Raw genomic sequence first — 5,255 nt, 5'->3', positions numbered from 1 at the left:
GGCGGGCCCCGGGGCGGGGCCGCTTCCCCGAGGTGGCGGCGGCCTGCCGGGGCACGCTGGCGGTGGCGATGTTCGCGATGCTGATGACGCTGTGAGGCATCGGTCACGTGTGCGGGCGCCCCGTTCCCGCCCTCCGGGGCCGGGCCCTAGGCTGGCCTCATGGTGATCGCCATCACGCTTCTCGTGCTGGGCGGGCTCACCGCGGCGACGGCGCCGCGCGTCCTGGCCCGCGGTTCCTGGCCGGACCGCGAGCCCGTGCTCGCGCTGTGGGTGTGGCAGTGCGTGGTCGCCGCGGTGCTGCTGTGCTGCGTCCTCGCCATGGCGCTCTCCGGGGCCGCCGCCTGGCAGGGCGTGCGCGGCCAGCTCTTCGCGCCGGCGCCCAGCCAGGTGGTCGATGCCTACGCGCTCCACCCCGACGGGGAGACCTGGGCCGCCGCCGTGGCGCTGCTGCTGGCCTGCGGCGGCCTGTGGACCGGCGTGATGCTCACCCGGGAGGTGCGCGCGGCGCGGGCCGAGCGCCGGGCGCGCCACGCCGAGCTGCTGGCGCGCGCCCCGCGGCTGCCCTGGGAGGCCGCCGACGCGGGCGACCGGCTGGTGGTGCTGGAGGACGACCGTCCCGACGCCTGGTTCCTCTCGGGGCCCCGGGCGCGCCTGGTGATCACCACCGGGGCGCTGAGCCGGCTGAGCCGGCGCCAGCTGGACGCGGTCCTGGCCCACGAGCAGGGCCACATCCGCGCCAGGCACCACTGGCTGGTGCACTGCTCGGGCGCGCTGGCCAGCGGCTTCCCGCGGGTTCCGGTGTTCTCCGCGTTCCGCCACCAGGTGCACCGGCTGGTCGAGCTGGCGGCGGACGACGTCGCCTCGCGCCGCTTCGGCCGGATGACGATCGCGCTGGCGCTGGTCGGGCTCAACGAGGGCCGGGGCGTCTTCGGGCGGGAGAGCCACTCCGGGCACGTCCCCTACCGCGTGCACCGGCTGCTGCGGCCCCGTGAACGGCTGACCGCGGGGCGCCGCCTGCGGCTGACCGCGGCGGCGACCCTGGTGCCCGCCGTGCCGCTGCTGGTCACGTTCGCCCCCGGGCTCCACGCGCTCGGCGGCTAGCCGGCGACCGGTCCGCCCCACTGGCACGCCGACCGGTCGGCGGGGGAGGATCGTGAGCATGGCGGTCAAGGGCGTGCTGTTCGACTTCTCCGGGACCCTCATGCGGGTGGAGCCCGCGGTCTCCTGGCTGCGGGCGGCACTGCGCCTGACGGGCACCTCCATGGACGAGGCGGAGGTGATCCGCCGCGCCGCGGAGCTGGAGGAGGCCGGGGCGCTGCCCGGCGGCGCGTCGCCCCGCGAGGTGCCGCCCGCGTTGCGGGAGCTGTGGAGGAAGCGGGATGTGGACGGCACCCACCACCGGGCTCTCTATACGGGACTGGCCCGCCAAGTGCCGTTGCCCGATCCGGCGTTGTACGACGCGCTGTACGACCGGCACTGGCAGCCCGCGGCCTGGCGTCCCTATCCGGACGCCGAGCCGGTGCTGCGCGAGCTGGCCCGGCGGGGCGTCGGCGTGGCCGTGGTGAGCAACATCGGGTGGGATCTGCGGCCGATCTTCCGCGCCCACGGGCTGGACGGCCTGGTGGAGGCGTTCGTCCTCTCGTGCGAGCACGGCATCCAGAAGCCTGATCCGCGCCTGTTCGCCGTCGCCTGCGACGCGCTGGGGCTCGCGCCCGAACACGCCCTGATGGTGGGCGACAACGCGAGGGCGGACGGTGGGGCGGCGGCCCTCGGCTGTGCCGTGCACCTGGTCGAGCACCGGCCCGCGGACGAACGGCCCGACGGGCTGCTGCCCGTGCTCCGGCTCGTGGGCTGAACAGCCCCCGGCCCGGAGGCCGTGCACCGGCGGCCGGTATCGGGCGGTCCCCCGCGCCGCCCGATACCGCCGCCGGCTCCGGACATGACTACCCCTACCGGGGCAGGCGTCCGGGGTGGTGCTGAGTATATTGACTGTGAGCCAGTCAATGGGAGTCCAGCATGTCCCCTCGCAGCGCTTCGGTCAATGAAGAAATGCGCCGACGCTCTCGCCAACGGCTGCTGGACGCCACCGTGGAGCTCGTTTCCGAACGTGGTTACGAGGCCACCACCCTGGGCGACATCGCCGATCGGGCGGGCTCCGCACGGGGTCTGATCTCGTACTACTTCCCCGGCAAGCGCCAGCTGCTCCAGTCCGCCGTCCACAAGCTGATGCACGTCACGCTGGCCGAGGCCCTCGATCGCCCGCCGACTCCGACGGGGCCCGAGGCGGGCGACGAGTTCATGGCGCGGGCCATCGACGCGATCCTGGGGCTGGCGAAGGCCCGGCCGGTGCTGATGCGGGCGCACATGGCGGGCCTGCTCCAGCAGGAGGGGTTCATCCAGTGCGCGGAACAGCAGCGGCTGGCGGCGCTGCTGCGGGAGACCGTCGTGCGGTACGGGTCCCCCGAGCCGGACACCGACTACCCGCTGCTGCGGGCGCTGTTGATGGGCGCCGTGGTGGCGCTGCTGCTGCCGGGGGCGCCGATGCCGATGGCACGGCTGCGGGGCGAGCTGTTCGTCCGCTACGGGCTCGCGTGGCGGCTGGGGTCCCCGCCGGGCGAGGAGCCGCCCGAGGGGCCCCTCGGCCTGCGGGCCACGCGGCGGGGCACCGGCGCTCAGGCGGCCGGTGCCCCGTGACCGGTTCGCCGGTCAGCGGTAGAAGTAGCGGGGCTGGGTCTGGACGTTGAGCTCGGGAAGCCTGACGCGCTCCGCCGGATCCGTCCGCCGGTCGTCGACGCGGAGGACGTCCAGGCCCTTCTGGTCGTTGGAGTAGATGTAGCCGTTGTAGTAGTACGCGGACCAGGAGCCGCCGAACGCCAGCACGTCCTCGGTGATCGGGCCGCGTTCGAAGTAGCCGATCTCGTGCGGGTTGCCGGAGTCGGTGAAGTCCCAGACGGAGACGCCGCCCTGGTACCACGACTGCACCATGATGTCGCGGCCGCGGACGGGGATCAGGGAGCCGTTGTGCGCGACGCAGTTCTCGGTGTCGGCCTGGTGGCGCGGGATCTTGAAGTAACTCTGGAACTCCAGCCGAACGTTGTCGCCGCGGCCACGGACGTCGTAGATCCCGTTGGCGCCGAGCTCGGGCCCGACCTCCTCGTTGCACATGGCACCGCCGCCGCCGCCGAGTTCGTCGGTGAACACGACCTTGGTGCCGTCCTGGCTGAACGTGGCGGAGTGCCAGAAGGCGAAGTTGTCGGCGTCCCTGACCCGGTCGAGGATGCGCGGGTGCTCGGGCTCCGAGATGTCCATCAGAAGGCCGTCGCCCATGCAGGCCCCGGCGGCGAGGTCGATCTCGGGGAAGGCGGTGATGTCGTGGCAGCCCGCGGTCGCGGAGCTGTCCTCGTCACCCGGGAAGCCTCCCCCGGGGAAGAGCACATCGAAGCTGGAGAGTTCGGCGCGCTCGGGGGCGTTCCTCGGCACCTCGACGATGGAGATCCCGTCGTGCGGCGGCTGGCAGTCGGGGAAGGTGTCGCTGGGCGAGTAGGAGGAGACGTAGACGTAGACGCTCCGCCGCTCGGGCACCAGGGTGTGGGTGTGCGAGCCGCAGGCGGTCTCCACCGCGGCGACGTACTCGGGGCTGCGCACGTCGCTGATGTCGAAGACCCGGATGCCCTCCCACGCGTCCGCCTCGGTGGCGGGCCGGCCCGTGCTGGAGCAGGAGTCGTCGCTGCGCGAGGAGTCGACGGACAGGAAGAGCAGGTCCCCGGAGACGGAGATGTCCCCCTGGCCGCCGGGACAGAGGACCTGGCTCACGATCCGGGGGGCGGAAGGGCGCCTGATGTCGTAGACGACGAAGCCGTCGTAGTTCCCCGCGAAGGCGTACCGGCCCTGGAAGGCGATGTCCGTGTTGGTGCCGGCGAGGCCCTCCGCGTGGGGGATGCCGGCCAGGGGTGAGATGTTGTCGCTGTGGACGATCTCGTCGACGCCCGGTATCCCGCCGCTCTCCATGGCGGCCTCTGCCCGCTCCCGCTGGCTTTCGGAGAGCTGTTCCGGCGCCGCGGGCGCGTCACCCGGGTCGGGGGTCGCCGCGGCAGGGCCGGCCAGTCCGATGGTGGCCAGCAGTCCGGCCGTCACGACGGCAACCGCCAGCCGTCTGCGCCGAACAGGCGCCTCGTGCAACGATGTCACCGCGTCCTCCCTTGTACGTGTGTGAATCCGTGCGGAGTTGGTCGCTCCGAGGATCGCCCCAGTATCGTGCCAGGCATGTGCATAACAAAATAGCCATGCCTGGACTTGTCCCGACCCCTCGAGGAGGACCGTTGACTGTCCGCCACCCCTCCAGGAGCGGCGCCCTCGTGGCCGTCCTGCTGACCGTGACCGTGGCCCTGACGGGCGCCTGCTCGGGGGACGACGCGCCGTCCGGGGAGGGTTCCTCCGGCAGCTCCGCGCCGCCGGTCATCGCGCCGGACGGGCCGGGCGACCCGGCCGAGACGCTCACGCCCGAGGAGGCCAGGGAGGCCGGCGGGCAGGGCAGCGAGCCCACCGCGGCGGACTTCTCCTACCTGCGGATGATGATCGATCACCACGGCCAGGCGCTGGAGATGGCGCGGCTCGCGGGGGAACGCGCCGAGGACGAGGGCGTCACCGGGATCTCCGAGCGCATCGCGGGCACGCAGGAGCCCGAGATCGAGATCATGGAAGCCTGGCTGACGCGGAACGCCGGGCACGAGGCGGACGCGGGACACGAGGAGCACGACCCCGGGTCGATGCCGGGGATGGCGACCGAGGAGGAGATGGCCGAGCTGGGCGAGGCCGAGGGCGCGGAGTTCGACGCGCTCTTCCTCGATCTGATGATCACCCACCACGAGGGCGCGCTGACCATGTCGGCCGAGGCGCTCGCGGGCATCGGCGATGTGACGGTGGAGCAGCTGGCCAACGAGGTGATCGCCACGCAGAGCGCGGAGATCGGCCGCATGGAGGAACTGCGTTAGCTCCGGCGGCGCGACCGGTCCGGTGACACGCCGGGCCGCGCGGAACGCCTAGCGCCGCGCGTGGCGGGGCGGGAGGAGGCCCTTGTCGCGAGCGGAGGCGATCAGCCGGAGCGCCCTGCGGCGGCTGCGTCCGGAGACCGCCATGACGGCCAGCACCGGGTCGCGCCCGTCCTGCCGGGCGGCGAGGTAGGCCGCCGCCGCGAGGCGGCGGTCGCGCCCCGCGTTGCGCCGACGGGGGGCGGGGCGGTCGGGGGCGGGTGGCTC

The 5,255-nt window shown here is 73.5% G+C and carries 6 protein-coding genes; 4 read left to right on the top strand and 2 right to left on the bottom strand.

What is annotated here, in order from left to right; all coding sequences use genetic code 11:
• The first annotated feature begins 159 nt into the window (after positions 1–159).
• The 3 genes from ADY01_RS32360 (at position 160) to ADY01_RS32350 (ending at position 2,694) form a co-directional block, all read left to right on the top strand.
• On the top strand, positions 160–1,101 hold the full coding sequence (locus tag ADY01_RS32360; RefSeq protein WP_049580305.1) for a M56 family metallopeptidase: 942 nt from the start codon (positions 160–162) through the stop codon (positions 1,099–1,101).
• 58 nt (positions 1,102–1,159) lie between these two features.
• Entirely contained in the window at positions 1,160–1,855 is a 696-nt protein-coding gene (locus ADY01_RS32355) for an HAD family hydrolase (protein ID WP_049580304.1), read from the top strand.
• Positions 1,856–2,016: 161 nt separating this feature from the next.
• Complete coding sequence (locus tag ADY01_RS32350) at positions 2,017–2,694, top strand: TetR/AcrR family transcriptional regulator (protein WP_049580303.1); 678 nt, start codon at positions 2,017–2,019, stop codon at positions 2,692–2,694.
• A 12-nt stretch (positions 2,695–2,706) separates the two neighbouring features.
• Here ADY01_RS32350 and ADY01_RS32345 read toward each other — a convergent pair whose 3' ends face one another.
• Positions 2,707–4,188 carry an LVIVD repeat-containing protein gene (locus ADY01_RS32345; RefSeq protein WP_049580302.1) on the bottom strand — a complete coding sequence of 494 codons (1,482 nt, stop codon included), beginning with the start codon at positions 4,186–4,188 and terminating at the stop codon, positions 2,707–2,709.
• A 131-nt stretch (positions 4,189–4,319) separates the two neighbouring features.
• Here ADY01_RS32345 and ADY01_RS32340 point away from each other — a divergent pair, with 131 nt between their 5' ends.
• The gene (locus ADY01_RS32340) at positions 4,320–4,991 is read left to right on the top strand and encodes a DUF305 domain-containing protein (RefSeq protein ID WP_053171448.1); all 672 of its coding nucleotides are present in this window, start codon (positions 4,320–4,322) and stop codon (positions 4,989–4,991) included.
• Between the two features lie 48 nt (positions 4,992–5,039).
• On the opposite strand, the gene ADY01_RS32335 is transcribed toward ADY01_RS32340, so the two are convergent.
• A partial coding sequence (locus ADY01_RS32335) for a DUF6214 family protein (protein ID WP_049580301.1) occupies positions 5,040–5,255 on the bottom strand: 216 nt, incomplete at its 5' end.

The sequence above is a fragment of the Streptomyces sp. SBT349 genome (genome assembly GCF_001083795.1).
Taxonomy (GTDB): Bacteria; Actinomycetota; Actinomycetes; order Streptomycetales; family Streptomycetaceae; genus Streptomyces.
This window is presented reverse-complemented; position numbering and strand designations above follow the sequence as displayed.